Annotated in this window: 13 protein-coding genes; 9 read left to right on the top strand and 4 right to left on the bottom strand. The window is 52.4% G+C overall.

Translation table 11 applies throughout. From position 1 onward, the window contains the following. Positions 1-89: 89 nt before the first annotated feature. The 3 genes from ACT3T6_RS08815 to ACT3T6_RS08805 all read right to left on the bottom strand — a co-directional run bounded on the left by ACT3T6_RS08815 (position 90) and on the right by ACT3T6_RS08805 (position 2672). Complete coding sequence (locus ACT3T6_RS08815) at positions 90-371, bottom strand: hypothetical protein (RefSeq protein ID WP_087105533.1); 282 nt, start codon at positions 369-371, stop codon at positions 90-92. A gap of 121 nt (positions 372-492) precedes the next feature. Further along, positions 493-1677, bottom strand: coding sequence for a 1-acyl-sn-glycerol-3-phosphate acyltransferase (locus ACT3T6_RS08810; protein ID WP_193053489.1), 1185 nt, complete (start codon positions 1675-1677; stop codon positions 493-495). A 56-nt stretch (positions 1678-1733) separates the two neighbouring features. Then, positions 1734-2672: a recombination-associated protein RdgC gene (locus ACT3T6_RS08805; RefSeq protein ID WP_193053490.1), complete on the bottom strand. Its 939-nt coding sequence runs from the start codon at positions 2670-2672 to the stop codon at positions 1734-1736. A 166-nt stretch (positions 2673-2838) separates the two neighbouring features. Here ACT3T6_RS08805 and ACT3T6_RS08800 point away from each other — a divergent pair, with 166 nt between their 5' ends. From ACT3T6_RS08800 to ACT3T6_RS08760, 9 genes are all read left to right on the top strand, one after another. Next, the gene (locus ACT3T6_RS08800) at positions 2839-3273 is read left to right on the top strand and encodes an acyl-CoA thioesterase (RefSeq protein ID WP_193053491.1); all 435 of its coding nucleotides are present in this window, start codon (positions 2839-2841) and stop codon (positions 3271-3273) included. Positions 3274-3418: 145 nt separating this feature from the next. After that, entirely contained in the window at positions 3419-6124 is a 2706-nt protein-coding gene (gyrA, locus tag ACT3T6_RS08795) for a DNA gyrase subunit A (RefSeq protein ID WP_172116546.1), read from the top strand. Next, positions 6108-7211: a 3-phosphoserine/phosphohydroxythreonine transaminase gene (gene serC / locus ACT3T6_RS08790; RefSeq protein WP_193053492.1), complete on the top strand. Its 1104-nt coding sequence runs from the start codon at positions 6108-6110 to the stop codon at positions 7209-7211. Before gyrA ends, serC begins: the two co-directional genes overlap by 17 nt. Positions 7212-7216: 5 nt before the next feature. Next, on the top strand, positions 7217-8308 hold the full coding sequence (gene pheA, locus ACT3T6_RS08785) for a prephenate dehydratase (protein WP_172116548.1): 1092 nt from the start codon (positions 7217-7219) through the stop codon (positions 8306-8308). Positions 8309-8313: 5 nt separating this feature from the next. Further along, positions 8314-10593: a bifunctional prephenate dehydrogenase/3-phosphoshikimate 1-carboxyvinyltransferase gene (locus tag ACT3T6_RS08780; RefSeq protein WP_193053493.1), complete on the top strand. Its 2280-nt coding sequence runs from the start codon at positions 8314-8316 to the stop codon at positions 10591-10593. After that, complete coding sequence (cmk, locus tag ACT3T6_RS08775; RefSeq protein ID WP_193053494.1) at positions 10586-11275, top strand: (d)CMP kinase; 690 nt, start codon at positions 10586-10588, stop codon at positions 11273-11275. Before ACT3T6_RS08780 ends, cmk begins: the two co-directional genes overlap by 8 nt. 195 nt (positions 11276-11470) lie before the next feature. Further along, positions 11471-13147: a 30S ribosomal protein S1 gene (gene rpsA, locus ACT3T6_RS08770; RefSeq protein ID WP_172116551.1), complete on the top strand. Its 1677-nt coding sequence runs from the start codon at positions 11471-11473 to the stop codon at positions 13145-13147. 293 nt (positions 13148-13440) lie between these two features. Then, positions 13441-13818, top strand: coding sequence for a histone-like nucleoid-structuring protein, MvaT/MvaU family (locus ACT3T6_RS08765; RefSeq protein WP_172116552.1), 378 nt, complete (start codon positions 13441-13443; stop codon positions 13816-13818). Positions 13819-14893: 1075 nt separating this feature from the next. After that, positions 14894-15232 (top strand): hypothetical protein, encoded by a 339-nt coding sequence (locus ACT3T6_RS08760; RefSeq protein WP_193053495.1) that lies wholly within the window; start codon positions 14894-14896, stop codon positions 15230-15232. An 8-nt stretch (positions 15233-15240) separates the two neighbouring features. Here the strand turns inward: ACT3T6_RS08760 and ACT3T6_RS08755 are convergent, their stop codons facing one another. Further along, positions 15241-16116, bottom strand: coding sequence for a DNA replication terminus site-binding protein (locus ACT3T6_RS08755; protein WP_193053496.1), 876 nt, complete (start codon positions 16114-16116; stop codon positions 15241-15243). Positions 16117-16147: the final 31 nt, after the last annotated feature.

Genomic DNA, 16147 nt, shown 5'->3' with positions numbered 1-16147 from the left:
GCGAAGTTAGCCGGCAGCTGGCCGGTAACAAGGTACGATGCAGGCGTTTAAATTGACGTTAAAGCGCGTGCAGTCTTGATGTCGGGTGGTTAGTAAAGTGCCTGCTCTTCTTGAACGACCTCTTTTAAAAGCTCTAAAAACAGTTTGTCAGCCTCTGAATGCTCGGCAGGATCTTCCGGAATGTGGACACTGGTAGTGCCAGATATCTCATTGGCGATTCGCGCCATTACTGCCGGGCTGCTGCCTTCGCTTAATTGCTGACGCGCGATTACCAGCGACTGACCAAGAATGTCAGGATCTTGAAGCAGTTTGCGTATGAAACCGCGCAGTTCATTAATAATACGTGTTTTTTGAATTTCTGATGCAGACATAAGAGTCTCCTTAACGCGGCGCTTGAGCTGATTATCAAGCGAAGCCAGTCCATGCATTGACCATAGCATTTTTAGTGCAGCGAGTATGGCTTGTCTACGTTTAGACCAGTGATTTAGCCTACTACGTTAACGTTAAACGGCCTGCTTTGTGTTTTACCGGATTGGCATACTGAGCCAGCCAGTAAGGACGCAGATTCTCCGGCACCGCCGCCATTCGCGCCTGGAAGCGTTCGCGGTCCTGGCGAGTGATGGTTTTACGGGCAACCAACTCCGGCGCTTCACCGAGTGCTTCCAGGGCTAAATAGTGGCTTGGGAAGAGGCGGTAACCACCGATAACCTGACGATCAATCTCAGCGGCTACTTCATCGGGAGTCGCCATGTCGGCGCCTACCGGGGAGCCAAAACGCAGCTGTACTCTGCCTTTATCACCGGTAATGCCAGCAACGATAGAGCGAATATCTTCAAATTCACTTTTAGCATAGCTACCTTCTGTTGCCACGTCGTGTAGCTCCTGCGCTTTTTGCACGTCGCAAGGGTCATATTCATAGCTAATCGAGACAGGCACCAGCTTGAGTTCGGCTACCGCTTCACCAAACATCATGTCTCGCTCGGCATTACGCTTGGCCATGGTCAGCATCTTGATAATAGCGGGGTCGGTGCGGTCAATGCCGTTTTTGGCGCGGCCTTCACGCTGAGCCATCCAGATGGAGTGCTGGTCATCGGTAATTGAGTAACGAATATAAGCAGAAAGCTGTTGGTACGCTGCCAGCATCGCACGCTTTCCGCGCGCACTTCTGGGGACGATAAAGCTTTTATTGAGCCGCATTAGATCGGTGACATAGGGCTTTTTAAGCAGGTTGTCGCCAATGGCAATGCGCACCGTATCGCGGCCCGCCTGGTAGAGTGCGTAGTTAACGAACGCGGGGTCGAGCGAAATATCCCGGTGGTTACCAATAAACAGATAAGCACTATTTGGGTCGAGCTTGTCCAAGCCTGCCACTTCAAACGCGTCGGTAGTGGTGCGGATCATGCGATCCATGTAGCTTGCGATGCGCATTTGAAAATCGCGCACCGTTGCCACACCTTTTACTTCACGCTGTATCGCGTGGCTTGCAAGCTTTCGGGCAAGCGGCGGAACCCAGCGCGCCATGCGGGGAAGGCGAAAACGAGTAAGCGCATCAAGAAGCTCGCTATCGCGGGCTAGGTGCGCGAGAACATCGGCCACTTCGTTGTCTGTATAAGGGCGTATATCCGCCCATGGGTCAGCGGCGTTCAGTGCGTTGGGTGCGTCGTTGTGATGAGTCATGCGATCCGTTGGATGATAAACAATAAAGAACAATTCATAGCAGCGCGATCAACCCTTTAGTTACCTAACGGGGCAGCAGGTTCCTGCTTGTTTTCACCACCCAGCCACTCTATCAGACGAACAATGTCATTGGATAACGCTTGGGCCATCAAAATAAAGTCGGTTTCAAGCCGGGCCAGAGCGTCATCGCCGTCGTCAGCATGGTCGGCCTCTTCAATCAAGGCATCACCAAAACGCAACGATTTCAGAGCCAGGTCATCATGCAGAACGAAGCTTAATCGGCCTTCAAGGCTCATGGCGAGCTTGCTTGCCTGGCGTCCGCTCTCAAGTAGCTGCTGTATCTCATCGCTATCCAGGTCAACCTGGCGAGCGCGGAGAACGCCATCGTCGCCTTTGGCTTTAAGTTCCACCTGGTCACCCAGCTGCAAATCTGCCGGGCGGTTTGCAGGGTCGCCAAGCCATGTTGTCATCGCACGAATAGGCAGTGTTTGGGATGACAAGGGCGTTGCCTTGAGGCTGCCTAAGGTTTCTCGTAACAGGTCTAGCAAGTCTTCAGCACGGGTACGAGAGCTGGCATTGATGCCGATCAAGTGACGTCGTGTGTCCCACCAAAGGTCAATTTTTTGGCTGCGTACAAAGGCACGAGGCAGAAGCGCTTCCGTCACCTGCTCTTTAAGCGCGGTTTTCTCTTTGCGCGTCACCTTGCGACCTTCGCGCGCTTCTATATCAGCGACCTGCTCGTCGACTTCCTCTTTGACAACAGAGGCAGGTAGCAGGCGTTCTTGACGTAGCACGGATAACAGTCGGTGGCCCTGGATTTCATGTAGCAGTTGACCGCCGCCAAGGCGGCCTGCTGGTGCTGTCCAGCCTAGTCGGCGAGCATCCGCATTGCCGAGCGGTTTGGCCGCATGTGCTTGCAATGCGTCGGCAAGCGTTGAACTGTCGAGCTCAGGGGCGCCATGTAGGCGATATAAATGCAGGTGCTTAAACCACATGTCACCAGTCCTATCCAAAAGGTGGCACATTATGTCGAAAGCGGGGCGTTCCTGCCAGCACCTTGCCGCTTAGGTATAAGTTGTATGTGTTTTAAACCTGTGTTTGATTGAGGTAGTGGCTAATGAGCCTGTTGGCTTGCGCTTGTGTTTATTAAAAGGAGTTGTTATGTCGGTATTACCTTCTCGCGTTCAGCTGCGTGTACGTGGCTACCACTTGGACGGCTACGGGCATGTCAATAATGCACGCTATCTTGAGTTTATGGAGGAGGGGCGCTGGGCGTTTTTTGATGAGCACCCAGCGATGATTAGCGAGCTTCATCAGGCGGGGCAGGCGTTTGTGGTGGTGAACCTGAATATTGACTACCGCGCCGCCGCCGTTCAGGGCGATGACCTGACTATTCTGACGGGGATCGTCGAGGTAGGAGAACGCCGTGCGCTGTGTCATCATCGCATCTATCGCAGCGATGGCGTATTAGTTGCACAGGCCGATCTTACGTTTGTGCTTCTCGATATGCGGGCGAATAAAGCCTCGGTGATTGAAAATGAGCTTGCCGAGCGGCTGAATGCATTACTACTTACCAAAGAGCAGTTTACGCCTTAATAATCAAGGGGAGTGTCCTGGCTGCCCTTGGTGCGGATGCAGTGGTATGATGTAGCAGTATCTGCGCATCGTCTTTTTTTAAAGGCGGTACTTTTAGCGCTTTCAACTCTCGCAGTGCCAATGCAGTGCAAAGGATCTGACTTTCATGGGTGACATCGCCAGAGAAATCTTGCCCGTCAATATTGAAGACGAGCTCAAACAGTCGTATCTCGACTATGCGATGAGTGTCATTATCGGCCGCGCGCTACCCGATGTGCGTGACGGTTTGAAACCTGTTCATAGGCGTGTGCTCTTCGCCATGCATGAACTGGGGAATGACTGGAATAAACCGTACAAGAAATCGGCGCGTGTTGTCGGCGATGTCATCGGTAAATATCACCCGCATGGTGATAGTGCGGTTTACGACACTATCGTACGTATGGCGCAGCACTTCTCAATGCGCCACGTTCTGGTCGATGGCCAGGGTAACTTCGGTTCTATCGACGGCGATAACGCTGCTGCCATGCGTTATACCGAAGTGCGCATGTCGCGTCTGTCGCACGAGCTTCTTGCCGATCTTGAGAAAGATACCGTCGATTGGGTCGATAACTACGACGGCACCGAACGCATCCCTGCCGTTTTGCCTACTAAAGTTCCCAACCTGCTGATTAACGGCTCGTCGGGCATTGCCGTGGGCATGGCAACCAATATTCCGCCGCATAATATGCGCGAAGTGATTGACGGCTGTTTAGCGCTGATTGATGACTACACGCTGTCGGTGGATGACTTGATGGCGTACATTCCTGGCCCTGATTTCCCCACGGCGGGGATTATCAACGGCCGCGCTGGCATTTTAGATGCGTATCGCACCGGGCGTGGCCGCATCCATGTGCGCGCTAGCCATACAATTGAGCACCATGATAAAACCGGCCGTGACCACATCATCATTACCGAGCTGCCTTATCAGGTGAACAAGGCGCGCTTGATTGAAAAAATCGCCGAGCTGGTTAAAGAGAAAAAGATCGAAGGCATTGCCGAACTGCGCGACGAGTCGGACAAGGACGGCTTGCGCGTGGTTATTGAGATTAAGCGTGGCGAATCGGGTGAAGTCGTCGTTAATAATCTCTTTGCTCAGACTCAGCTTCAAAACGTGTTTGGTATCAACATGGTGGCGTTGGAAAATGGCCAGCCCCGCACGTTGAACCTAAAAGAGATGTTAGAGGCATTTATTCGTCACCGCCGTGAGGTAGTGACGCGCCGGACGCTGTTTGAGCTTAAAAAAGCCCGTGAGCGTGGCCACCTTCTTGAAGGTCTGGCGGTGGCTATCTCGAACATTGACGACATCATCGAGATGATCAAAGCCTCGCCCAGCGCAGCCGAGGCGAAAGAGAAGCTGCTGGCGAAAACATGGCAACCGGGGCAGGTTACCGGCATGCTTGAGCGTGCAGGTGCTACCTCGTGCAAGCCCGAAGAGCTGGATGAAAGCTTTGGCCTTAATCCTTCCGCGACCGAATACCGCCTATCGCCTGCTCAAGCGCAAGCTATCCTTGAGCTGCGCCTACATCGTCTGACCGGTCTTGAGACTGAGAAGCTGCTCAATGAGTACCTCTCTATTCTTGAGAAAATTGCAGAACTCACCGAAATTCTTGCCTCGGCCGACCGGCTAATGGAAGTGATTCGTGAAGAGCTGCATGCCGTGCGCGACCAGTATGGTAATGACCGGCGTACAGAGATTCAGGCAAGCCATCTGGATCTCTCAATCGAAGATTTGATCGCCGAAGAAGACATGGTGGTGACCGTGTCGCGTTCCGGCTATGCCAAAACTCAGCCGCTTTCGGATTACCAGGCGCAGCGGCGTGGTGGGCGCGGTAAGTCGGCAACATCGATGAAAGATGAGGATGTGATTGAGCATCTGCTCGTTGCGTCGACCCATGACACCGTTCTGCTGTTCTCCAACCGCGGTAAAGTGTACTGGCTGAAAGTTTACGAGATGCCTTCAGCGAGCCGTGGTTCGCGCGGTAAACCGCTGGTCAATATGCTGCCGCTTGAAGAGGGTGAGTCGGTTAACGCCATCTTGCCGGTGCGTGACTACGACCCCGAGCACTATATTTTCTTCGCGACCGCCAATGGTACGGTGAAACGCACCAGCCTGGAGCAGTTCTCGCGTCCGCGCAGCGTTGGCCTGATTGCCATTGACCTTGAAGAGGGCGACCGCCTGGTGGGTGCTGCTATTACGTCAGGCGCTGACCACGCCATGATGCTCTCTTCTAACGGTAAAGCGATCCGTTTTGAAGAGGGTAATGTTCGCGCAATGGGCCGTACCGCTCGAGGTGTGCGTGGCATGCGCTTGGCAGAGGGTGCTGAGGTTATCAGTCTGATCATTCCCAAGAGCCAGCAGATTGATGCTGAGGCTGATACGGATGTTGATGAGGCAGAAGAAACCGTTGCTGAAAGCACCCAGGCAGAAGGCCAGATCTACATTCTAACGGCCAGCGAAAATGGTTATGGCAAGCGCACACGCCTGGAAGAGTTTCCGCTGCGCGGGCGTGGTGGCCAAGGGGTTATCGCCATGCAGACCAGCGAGCGTAACGGTGCCCTTGTGGCGGCCATGCAGGTTTATGACAGCGATGAGATGATGCTGATTACAGACCGCGGGACGATGGTACGTACGCGTGTGGAAGAGGTGTCTACCACCTCACGCAACACCCAGGGCGTTATGCTGATTCGTCTGGGTAAAGAAGAAAAACTGGTTAAAACAGTTCGTGTTGATGAGCCTGGTGACAGTGAACTTGAAGCACTGGATGAAGAGGGTGAGCCAGACAACGCGGGCGACAGCGCACAGGATACGGCGACTGATGACACGTCACTATAACTTTTGTGCAGGGCCAGCGGCCCTGCCTGTTGCGGTGCTCGAAAGAGCCCGCAACGAGCTGGTAGATTACCAAGGGCGTGGCTTATCCGTTATGGAGATGAGCCATCGCAGTGATGAATTTATAGCCATTGCTGAGCAGGCGGAAGCCGATTTCCGTCAGCTGCTAAGTGTGCCCGACAACTATAAGGTGCTGTTCCTGCAGGGGGGCGCCAGCATGCAGTTTGCCATGCTGCCGATGAACCTGCTGGGCCAGGGCGGTAGTGCCAACTTTATCCAAACGGGCATTTGGGGCAAAAAAGCGATTAGCGAAGTCAAGCGACTTGGCTATGCGTGCCACTTGGCTGGAAACAGTGAGGCGGGTGGGTATGTGAATGTACCTTCCCAGGATGCGTTGACGCTAAGTGCGGATGCGGCCTATCTGCACTATACCTCCAATGAGACGATTGGCGGGCTTGAATTTGACTATACGCCGCAGGTTGTACGCGAAGATGGCCAGCATGTGCCGTTGGTCTGCGATATGTCCTCCAATATTTTGTCCAAGCCCATTAATGTTGCAGACTTTGGCGTTATCTTTGCTGGGGCCCAAAAAAATATTGGGCCGGCAGGTCTAACCCTTGCCGTAGTGCGTGATGATTTGCTCGGCCGGGCGGTCCCCAATACTCCGTCGCTGTTTGATTACCAAATGCTCGCAGACGCTGGGTCAATGGTGAATACGCCGCCAACCTATGCGTGGTACCTGGCAGGGCTTGTATTCCAGTGGTTACGTGATGATGTCGGTGGCCTGGTGGCTATGGATGCCATTAATCAGCGTAAAGCAGAAAAGCTTTATGGCGCGATTGATGCCAGCGATTTCTATAGCAACCCCATTGCAGTGGCTAATCGATCGCGTATGAACGTGCCGTTTGTGCTGGCTGATTCAGCCCTCGATAAAGCGTTCTTGCAAGAGGCCGACCAAGCGGGGCTACTGAATCTAAAGGGGCACCGTAGCGTGGGCGGTATGCGTGCCAGCTTGTATAACGCAGTACCCGAAGAAGCCGTTGATGCGCTGGTTGCTTTTATGGCTGATTTTGAACAGCGAAGAGGCTAATAATCATGTCCGACTCGTCGATCAATCTGGACGACCTGCGCCAACGTATCGATCAACTTGATGGCGATATACTACGCCTGATCAGTGAGCGCGCTGACTGTGCTCAAAAAGTGGCGCATGTAAAGCTGGCTCACGATAAGGATGCGGTGTTTTATCGTCCTGAGCGTGAAGCGCAAGTGCTGCGACGGATTATGTCGCTTAACAAGGGGCCGCTGGATTCTGAAGAAATGGCGCGGCTGTTTCGAGAAATCATGTCGGCTTGTTTGGCGCTTGAGCAGCCGATCAAAGTCGCTTATCTGGGTCCTGAAGGGACGTTTACTCAGCAGGCGGCACTAAAGCACTTTGGCGAAAGCGCCATTAGCCTACCCATGGCAGCTATCGATGAAGTGTTTCGTGAAGTAGAAGCGGGTGCCGTTAACTATGGCGTAGTGCCTGTTGAAAATTCAACAGAAGGCGTTGTAAATCATACCCTCGATACGTTTATGGATTCGTCTATCCATATTTGTGGCGAGGTGGTGCTACGCATTCACCATCACCTGCTGATTAGTGATACGACGCGTCGCGATAAAATCTCCCGCATTTATTCGCATCCCCAGTCGTTTGGCCAATGCCGAAAGTGGCTGGATGCACATTACCCACACGCCGAACGGGTTCCTGTTTCCTCGAATGCAGAGGCTGCCAAGCTGGTCAAAACTGAATGGCACAGTGCGGCCATTGCAGGCGATATGGCGGCCAAACTGTATGGGCTTGAGCGCGTAGCTGACAAAATTGAAGACCGCCCGGATAACTCGACCCGGTTTTTGATTATTGGTAGTGAGCGTGTGCCAATGGCAGGGGATGATAAAACCTCCATTGTCGTGGCCATGCGTAACCAACCTGGCGCACTGCACGACCTGCTTGAGCCTTTCCATCGGCATCATATTGATTTAACGCGCATCGAGACGCGCCCATCACGTACGGGCGTATGGAACTATGTCTTCTTTATCGATTTTAAGGGCCACGCTGACGAACCGCGCGTTGCTGCCGTGTTGGAAGAGGTAAGGTTACGCGCCTCGGAACTTCGCGTTTTAGGTTCCTATCCGCAGGGCGTGCTGTGACCGCTATGGCATCATCGGTCGTTGAAGCACCTTCCTGTAATGAACAGCGGCTATTGATCGTTGGTCTCGGCTTGATTGGAGGGTCACTCGCAGCAGCGCTGCGCGTCTCAGGGTTTAATGGCGTGATTGTGGCTTGCGACCCAAGCGAAGATGAAATCGCTCGCGGTGTCGAGATGGGGTTAATCGATACGGGGGGCGTCACTCTCGCTGACCAGGTGGCAGACGCGACCATGATCGTCCTCGCGGTGCCCGTGCTTGCCATGGAGCCGGTGATGGCATCGTTGGCAGGCGTGCTTTCGCAAGCGGCGGCCAATGTGGTGCTAACCGATGTGGGCAGTACCAAAGCCACTATTCGTGACTGCGCCGAGCGTGTGTTTGGTGCGGTGCCAGCCAATATGGTGTTGGGGCATCCTATTGCAGGGTCGGAAAAGAGCGGTGTGGCGGCGGCTAATCCGCGCCTTTTTGCTGATCACAACGTTATTTTGACGCCTGAACCAGAGGTTGATTGTGATGCGTTGGCGCGCGTGCGTGCGTTGTGGCAGGTCTGCGGCGCGAATGTGTTGGAGATGGACGTTGAGCGCCATGATCAGGTCCTTGCACGCACTAGTCATTTACCCCACTTACTGGCTTTTTCTCTGGTGGATACGCTAGCCCGTCAGGATGAGCGGCTTGAGATTTTCCGTTATGCCGCCGGTGGTTTTCGCGACTTTACGCGTATAGCAGGCAGCGACCCGGTCATGTGGCGGGATATTTTTACGGCTAACCGTGAGGCGGTTCTGGCATCTTTAGATGATTTTGAAGAAGGCCTGGCCCAGTTACGTCACGCGATTGAGCGAGGCGATAGCGATGCCCTGATTGCGACCTTTGATCGTGCCAGCCACGCACGCCATTACTTTGATACGTTATTGAATAAAACCAGCTACCAAGCGGAATACAATATGCAACCACAAGGCAAGGTAACCTACCGAGTTCGGCCCGGCGGCCAAGCGAAAGGCCATTTGCGCGTACCGGGTGACAAATCGATGTCACACCGCTCTATTATGCTAGGAGCGCTGGCTCAAGGCGTCACCGAGGTCAAAGGGTTTCTTGAAGGTGAAGATAGCCTGGCGACGCTGCAAGCGTTTCGTGAGATGGGCGTTGCGATTGAGGGGCCTCACCAGGGGTGTGTCACTATCCATGGCGTGGGAATGAAGGGGCTTAAGGCTCCGGCCGGACCACTCTATGTGGGCAACTCAGGAACGGCGATGCGCCTGTTCTCGGGGCTTTTAGCCGGGCAGGCATTTGATAGCGAGCTTACCGGCGATGAGTCGCTAACCAAACGCCCCATGGGACGCGTGGCGGACCCGTTGCGGTTGATGGGTGCCTCCATTGAGACGGCTGAAGGTGGTCGGCCGCCGCTTAAAATTAAAGGTGGCGCGGCGCTCAAAGGTATTTTCTACGACATGCCTATGGCAAGTGCTCAAGTGAAATCATGCCTGCTGTTGGCTGGGCTTTATGCTGAAGGTGAGACGCGGGTGCGTGAGCCGGCACCAACGCGTGACCATACCGAGCGTATGCTTAATGGTTTTGGTTATTCTGTGTCACGCGAAGGGGACACCTGTTGGTTGCAAGGTGGCGGTGCCTTGAGCGCTGGCCCCATTGACGTTCCTTCTGATATTTCATCGGCAACGTTCTTTATGGTGGCGGCTGCAATAACGCCGGGTGCTGACATCACTCTGGAGCATGTCGGTATAAACCCGACTCGCGTTGGTGTTATTAATATTCTTACGTTAATGGGCGCCAACCTTGAACTTCTTAACGAAGCGGAAGTGGGTGGCGAGCCGGTTGCTGATATTCGTATCCGCTATGCACCCTTGAAAGGTATTGATATCCCGGTTGATCAAGTGCCCTTGGCGATTGACGAGTTCCCTGCGCTGTTTATTGCGGCGGCAAATGCTGCTGGCACCACGCGTCTTCGTGGTGCAGAAGAGCTGCGTGTCAAAGAGTCTGACCGTATTCAGGCCATGGCTGATGGGCTGGCGATTTTGGGCGTTGAACATACCGTGGTTGACGACGGAATCGATATTATCGGTAACGCCAATGCCGAGGTTGCAAGCTACGGTGGTGGGCGCGTTAATAGTTTAGGTGACCATCGTATCGCTATGGCCTTTGCCATTGCCGCACTACGCGCAAGTGATGACATTATTATTGATGACTGCGCCAATGTCGCTACGTCGTTCCCCACCTTCGTTGAGCTTGCCAATAAAATCGGCATGGGGGTTAACGTGGAGGGCGAGAATGACTAAGCCTATCCCTGTTCTGACCATTGACGGGCCAGGTGGGGCAGGCAAGGGAACCATCAGCAGTTTGGTTGCCGAGCGTTTAGGCTGGCATTTGCTCGACAGCGGAGCGTTATACAGGCTAACCGCCACCGCGGCGGTTAAGCATGGTATTGCGCTTGATGACGAAGCGGCTGTTGCTGCATTAGCCGAATCGCTGGATGTGGCATTTCCCATTGAAAATGGTAAGCCCCGCACACTGCTTGAAGGTGATGAGGTAAGCCAGGCAATCCGGACTGAGCACACTGGCGAGTTGGCATCCCAGGTGGCAGCGCTTCCCGCTGTGCGCGCGGCTCTGCTTCAGCGGCAAAGAGATTTTCAGAAGGCGCCAGGCCTTGTTGCAGATGGCCGTGATATGGGCACCGTCGTATTTGTAGACGCGCCGCTAAAGATATTTCTAACTGCTAGTGCTGAGGAGCGAGCGCGTCGCCGCCATCTTCAGTTGCAGGAAGCGGGTATGAATGCTAGTCTTTCGAGTCTTTTGAAGGAGATTCAGGCACGCGATGCACGCGACACGCAGCGCAGCGTGGCACCTCTCAAGCCGGCAGATGATGCCATTACGCTTGATACCACGCGTCTGAGCATACCGGAAGTGGTTGAACGGTTGGCGGAATTGCTTGCCCAAAAAGGGTTAGCATCCGGCACCTGATTCTCCCTTGCGGCGTTTTTGGAAAGGTGTCATGACATGGCAGGGCGGCAGTTCATATGATCGTTCATATCAGAGAGCCCGGTCAGGTCTAACCAGCGTTAACACCTCCAAAGGCAGAGTGACATTAGGCCCGTACTCGCTGGTGGTACGGAGAAGGCATTTATGCCTCAACAACGTTGATCACGTAGGAAAACCATGAGCGAAAGCTTTGCTGAACTGTTTGAACAGTCCCTTAACGACATTAACATGGAGCCAGGCGCTATCGTCGCGGCTCAAGTTGTCGACATCGATGGCGACTGGGTTACCGTCAATGCTGGTCTGAAATCTGAAGGCCAGATCCCGGCGGCACAATTCCGCGATGAAAATGGCGAGTTAAACATCGCTATCGGTGACGACGTTCACGTTGCACTAGAAGCCGTAGAAGATGGCTTCGGTGAAACGCGTCTGTCCCGTGAAAAAGCCAAGCGCGCAGAAGCTTGGAAGATTCTGGAAGCCGCCTTCGAGAAAGACGAAATCATCAAAGGCGTGATCAACGGTAAAGTCAAAGGCGGCTTCACTGTCGATGTCGACTCTATCCGTGCCTTCCTGCCGGGTTCTTTGGTCGACGTACGTCCGGTTCGCGATACTGCGCATTTGGAAAATAAAGAGCTGGACTTTAAAGTCATCAAGCTTGATCCGAAGCGTAATAACGTTGTTGTTTCTCGTCGTGCTGTACTTGAAGCTGAAAACAGTGCCGAGCGCGAAGCGCTGCTGGCAACGCTGCAAGAAGGCCAGCAGATCAAAGGTATCGTTAAGAACCTGACAGACTACGGCGCGTTCGTAGATCTGGGTGGTGTTGACGGCCTGCTGCACATTACCGATATGGCGTGGAAGCGTATTAAGCACCCGTCTGAAATCGTTGCTGTTGGCGACGAAATCAACGTTAAAGTGCTTAAGTTTGACCGTGAGCGCAACCGCGTTTCACTGGGTCTGAAGCAATTGGGCGAAGATCCGTGGGTCAACATTAAGCAGCGTTACCCGGAAGGCACCAAAGTACACGCTGTGGTCACTAACCTGACCGATTACGGCTGCTTTGCTGAGCTGGAAGAGGGCGTTGAAGGTCTGGTTCACGTTTCTGAAATGGACTGGACCAACAAAAACATCCATCCGTCTAAAGTTGTCCAAGTGGGCGACGATGTTGACGTCATGGTGTTGGATATCGACGAAGAGCGTCGTCGTATTTCTCTGGGTATCAAGCAGTGTACTGCTAACCCGTGGGAAACGTTCAACGCTGAATACAACAAGGGCGACCGTGTTTCAGGTACCATTAAGTCAATCACTGACTTCGGTATCTTCATCGGCCTTGAAGGTGGTATCGATGGTCTGGTTCACCTGTCCGACATTTCCTGGACAGAAACTGGCGAAGAAGCGGTTCGTAACTTCAAGAAAGGTGATGAAGCCGAAGCCGTTATTCTGTCTATCGATCCTGAGCGTGAGCGCATCTCTTTAGGTATCAAGCAAATGGATTCCGATCCTGTTGCTGAATACCTGTCTGTTAACGATAAGGGCAGCATGGTGACTGGCCGTATTGTTGAAGTAGACGCAAAAGAAGCACACGTTGAGCTGGCAACCGATGTTATTGCCATCCTCAAAGCCTCTGAAATCAGTGCTGACCGTGTTGAAGACGCGCGCAATGTGCTGAATGAAGGCGACAGCGTTGAAGCGCGTATCATCAATGTCGATCGCAAGAGCCGTCAGATTAATCTGTCGATCAAAGCGAAAGAGCAGGACGATACTCGTCAGAACCTGAAGAAACTGCGTGACCAGGAACCCGAAGCTGGTGGCCCGACCACCATCGGTGACCTGATCAAGCAGCAGATGGGCCAAGACTAAGCTATTTAGTCGCTGGTTCTAAGAAGCGTCGCCCTATGGGCGGCGCTTTTTTGCTTATTAACAAGCTGTTTTCTAAGCCAGTTAGTTGTATTAAATTAGATTTACCAACCTGCTTAAAAACTTTTAAATGTACGCTATTCGCTTAAAAAACCTCTTAGTAATTGAATGAAAGTACACTAGACTATTGTCAATTAGTGCTTTTAAAGTAATAATGAGCGCGCATTCTGAACTAATGGATATGATGAGTGTCAATTCAATATCCAGAAGATAAATCTGAAGTATAAGGACTCCCCATGTCACTTCTAAACGAATATATCCAAAAAGAGCAGCAACTTAAGCAGTTGCAAGAAGACTTGCAGCGTCTTGAAGGAGACCAGCGTTTAAAAAGCGAGTTGGAATTCAAGGCTAAGCTTGAAGCGCTAATGAATGAATTTGGTAAGCGTCCTGCAGATGTTATCGCCCTGCTGGATCCGACAAACGATCAACGTGGCACCAAAGCTTCTGGCAGCAATAATGCTAGTCGCCGTAAGCGTCGCCTAAAAACGTATAAAAACCCCAATACGGGCGAAATTATCGAAACCCGTGGTGGTAACCATAAAGGTTTGCGTAGCTGGAAGGATGAATACGGTGACGAAACTGTTGAGTCCTGGCTGGAAAGCATGGAAGATTAATTAGCAACTACCGGCACTTCTCTTAAGAAATGCCGGTTTTGCTTTAACAAGAGGCAGATTTCCGGTGCGCGGCTCACAATGGGCCCGATAGCTATTCAATATTAAAAAAATATCTCCCGTTAGCTTAGCGCCACAAAAGTTAGTGCTGCACTCTTTGCCAGCTTGAAATTATTTAGCGTGTTTGGTAATCGTGTCGCTGATATGGCCGTGTCGTTGCTGTGACATAGCTTGCAGGAAGGATAGCGTCGCCCTATAGCATGTATGGCGCTTGGCGAGCTAGGCTAGACGGTTGGCGAGGCTGTAAGTGCCTTCATGGGCTATTTGATGCAGCATACGGTGAGTGCCATTGCTATTTCCAGGTATACGCCCAATACTGGCTATCCGTTGAGCCCATCGCGTCGCCTTTCTGGCAATACGGTTTTGTATGGATATGCTAAGTAGCCTGTAGCCGTTCCTTGTCTAGCTCAGTGGCATATTCAACTGCTTCTATCAGCTCGGCAGTAGACCGGTCACGCTGCTGCTCTGTGCTGGTAAGAGCAAAGGGTGGAGAGTACTCTGTTGTGGAGAGTATTCTGTTTGTACACTACGCTCTTTTATGGTTTATTAAAAACAGGCTTGACCTGATTTGATATCACTATTGAAAGGCGGGCGCTGTCCGGGAATATCGAGTTGCTGTCTGACATACATGGGTCGCTTGTGCATATAGCTTGCCCCATCGTATCGTGTTGACTATTGTTTGATTTTTTTTGTGTACGATTCTGTGGCTGCTCGTCTTGCCTTTAAAACGCTATTGGATAGCTATGCCTTTAATAGCGTTTCCGGGGATGTGAGTTAGTCGGCATATAGGCTTTGTCGTTTACGTCCTATACGTTTTTAGTGAATGATATGTTGAACCTTTTCTCGTAAGGCTATTGGCATTGGCCGATAACCTGTTGTCATCGCTTGGTGGTAATTCCACTGCACCGAGATGCACGGCAGACTTCCAGGCTGGCTGTGCGGCATTGGGTATCTCTTGTGGAAATACCTGTTGTGGCGGTACTTCGACCATTTCAAGTAAGGTATGAATGAAACATCAATGAAATATCACAAAACTCCAAAACAGTCGGATGAACGTGACAAGCTGCGTAAGTTTCGTGAGTTGGATGATGCATTTGCGCAAGCTTTGCGCCAGTTGGAAGATCCTAAGAGTGACTTCGATATTCCAACCGGGCCACCGGTACGCTCATTGGCAGCGTTAGAAGAAGATGACGCAGTAAAACGCTCACAAGAACGAGAGCGCTTGTTTAGAGAGCGCTTGAAAGCGTTAATGGATGAGTACAACCAATCGGACCAGGAGCTGCACGAACTCATTTCAACGCTGTTGTTTTATGAGCTCTGGCCACAACATCAAGCGCCTGATCTCACTGGTGGTTAGGCCTTTGATCAGGATCGGTAGCGATAAATACGCAAGCTGGGTAAAAACGCTTCGTGCTCAAGCTTTTCATCGCGCCTTCTTGCCCGTGTGCGTTCCGTAGGAGGGTGTAGCGGCGGCAAGTTGATATGGGGCAGGCGTTGGTCAGGAGCGGGCACAAACAGCGGCATGGCAATATTGAGCGCCCGCCGTGAGTGCCCGTCGAGTAAAGGCTCAGTAAAAAAAAGGTTCGCCCGCATCAAAGGCGCCTGCGCTTGTACTTGTGCCAACGCTTCGTCGCTAGGAAGGCCAGCCAGCTTGCGCAGTTGAATACGTATATGCGGCGCTTCGGTATCCAGTTGCATGAGCTTTTTCTCCGCTTCCTGCACGCTGAGACGTTTGATAGAGCGCCCGCTGCTGTACCAGGCAAGCCGTATACGCGAAACCGGCGCTTCAGCAATCGGTATTTGTCGCCAACACTGTTTCAGGTGGAGTTTGGCAAGCCCGGTACGGCGCAATACATTATCTACTTGAGGGTGGCGTTGTGGCAGGCGTTGCTTGATTTCTCCGAATGCTTTTGGAGAGAGCTCTTTTATCCTATGGATTAACTCGCTAATTGCTGTTTTAGCATGGTTAATAGTGCCAACTGCCTCAATAAGGGGAGTGCCAGCGGCAATCACTCCTATGTAATTACGCGTTTCACGACCGTCTTGGCCTTCCTGGTGCCACATATCCAGCAGTGCGTTTCGCAGCCAGTTTAATTCGACGGACGGCTGATGCATGACCCACGCCGCCGGGCGCTGCCTTTCGTAAAGCACCAGCGCCGCTTCAATAGCGCAAACCAGATTATCAAATCGATGATCAAGCTCATGCAATAAGTGATAAGCGGTTACATCGGGCTCTTGCATGACCAATATTTACCTCACCGTGAAAACCATT

This window comes from Halomonas sp. 72, assembly GCF_052379785.1.
Taxonomy (GTDB): domain Bacteria; phylum Pseudomonadota; class Gammaproteobacteria; order Pseudomonadales; family Halomonadaceae; genus Vreelandella; species Vreelandella citrativorans.
This window is presented reverse-complemented; position numbering and strand designations above follow the sequence as displayed.